The sequence below is a fragment of the Bacillus sp. 05T31 genome (assembly GCF_056396725.1).
Window position 1 is genome coordinate 1 of the sequence record NZ_JBFTMA010000680.1, and the last position, 2,412, is coordinate 2,412.

Genomic DNA, 2,412 nt, shown 5'->3' on the forward strand with positions numbered 1-2,412 from the left:
CTATAACCGCCGTCTTGTAAAAAGACAGGTATTTTGTTTTGATATTTTGTATAGCTACTTATAATATTTTGAAGATGTACGTTATTACATAGAGTAGAACCGATGTAAATGATATGGTCAATGTTTTTTGCTTCGGCGAATTGAAGGCTTAATGCTGTGACGACTTCACCGACAAGTCCTTGAACGGTAGCTAGTATATCTGAACTACTATAATTTGAGTCTGTAATGGTCGCTTTTCCGAAATTGCTAGCAGTTAAGTTATTATCAAGAGGGGAGAGAATCCCACCATAAATATCTCCAACTGTAATATCTAGACTGTTTCTTGAACCAATTTTCGTAAGCGGAATCACGTCTTCAAAATGATCTATATTTGTTAATAGTTTTGAAAGACCCATAATAGTACCACCGCCAACTCCAGTTCCACCAGCACGAACATATTGCTTGTCGTGAACATAGTGAATGGAAGTACCTGTACCGATATTTGTTAGGACAAAGTTGTTTATAGCACGTTTTTCTTCTTTTAGTATGTAGCGTACTCCTACTAAAGTTGCTTCAAACTCGTTTAACTCTACTATTTTATATGAACCTGAAAGTAGTTCTTCTAACTGTTTAGCTTTACCACCTGTAATGCATAATTGTGTAATTGAATTATGATTTTGAAGCCATTCTTTAATTCTTTCTTGTTCATATGAATAAAATTTTTTAAAAACTAATTTGTTCATTTCGTTAAAGTAAGCAATCTTTGTTAATGTTCCCCCAGCATCAATACCAACAACATTCCGCATTTCCCTACCCCTTACTATGTAATCTGTTTAATCAGCTTGATATATTAATAGCTTTTCAATGGTAACGATTGATTGACCGTTTACAGAGGCAATTCCTTTCCCAAGAACAAAACCTCGTCTGTTACGTGTTAATTCATAATGTAAGTCAAGTTTATCACCGGGATACGCATTTTCATGAAATTCCACCCTATCTAAAGAGGAGAGGAAACCAAGTCCTTCAGATTCACCTGTACTTACAAAAGCACTAAGTTGAGCCAGTGCTTCTACAATTAGCATATGAGGCATATAGTTTTGATTTTCATTAATAAACCACTCGTTATTTGTGATCAGTTTGTATCCTGTAGCTGATTGAGATTCTTTAACGTTTGTAATTTTATCAATCATTAAAAATGGATAGCGATGGGGAAGAGTATCTTTAATATTCATATCGTACCTCCAGGAATAATAATACCCCTGCTAAAGTTAAGCAGGGGAGTTATTATTAATTCTTAACTAATTCTTCTATTTTTTCAATAGAGAAAATACCGCTATTTTTAATGTTTTCAACTACTTCTTGTAATACTACTTTACCTTGAACAAGTGCAATACGAACAAAACCTTCGCCATGAGGACCAAATGCATGGCCTGGTGTGACAACGACATTTGCACGATCCATAAGTGCATAAGCGAACTCTAGCGAAGTCCATCCTTTCGGAATTTCAGCCCAAACGAACATACTTCCAGCTGGTTTATCGACATTCCAACCGAATTTGCGGAATCCGTCCACTAAAGTATCTCTACGTTCTTGGTAAATTCCACGGTTTTTTTCGCAAAATGCAGCGCCGTGTCGTAATGCAGCGGATGCAGCTTTTTGAATTGGTAAAAACACACCGTAATCTGTATTAGACTTAAATTGCGTAAGCGCGCCGACAATTTCTTCGTTACCAATCATATAACCAATACGGCTACCAGCTAAACTATAACTTTTAGATAAAGAATTAATTTCAACGCCAACTTCTTTTGCACCAGGTACAGATAAGAAGCTAATTGGCTTTTGACCATCAAAATAAAATTCAGCATAAGCAAAATCATGGACAACGATAATATTATGTTTTTTCGCGAATGCGATTACCTCTTTAAAGAAATCTTCATGTGCCATTGCTGGAACTGGATTTCCTGGGAAGTTCAAAATCATCATCTTTGCTTTATTGGCGATTTCTTCAGGGATAACTTCCAAGTTAGGTAAGAAATCATTTTCTTTTTTTAATGGCATGTAGTAAGATGTTGCACCGGCCATTTGAATTCCTGTTTCATAAGCCGTATATCCAGGATCAGGAACTAATATAATATCTCCCGGATTTGCAAAAACCATCGGTAAATGAACGAGTCCGTCTTGTGAACCCATTAATAATAAAACTTCTTTATCGGCATTTAAAATAACGTTATGAGTGTTGTTGTAATATTCAGTTACAGCTTCGTGAAATTCTTGAATACCAGATAATGTATATCCGTAACTTTCTTTTGCACTTGCTGTATGTACCATTTCTTCTCTCACAAAATCAGCAGGAGGCATATCAGGATTCCCGATACTTAAATCGATCATTTTATGACCTGCTGTAATTTTCTCTTTTTTATAGGCGCCTAATTC

General features: G+C 35.7%; 3 protein-coding genes. All 3 read right to left on the reverse strand.

From position 1 onward, the window contains the following. The coding region (gene coaW, locus AC1DJR_RS26500; RefSeq protein ID WP_477003908.1) for a type II pantothenate kinase at positions 1–785 on the reverse strand (785 nt) is incomplete at its 3' end. A gap of 27 nt (positions 786–812) precedes the next feature. Further along, positions 813–1,211: a 3-hydroxyacyl-ACP dehydratase FabZ family protein gene (locus AC1DJR_RS26505; protein ID WP_429688363.1), complete on the reverse strand. Its 399-nt coding sequence runs from the start codon at positions 1,209–1,211 to the stop codon at positions 813–815. 55 nt (positions 1,212–1,266) lie between these two features. Then, on the reverse strand, positions 1,267–2,412 hold a 1,146-nt coding region (locus tag AC1DJR_RS26510), incomplete at its 5' end, for an LL-diaminopimelate aminotransferase (protein WP_477003909.1).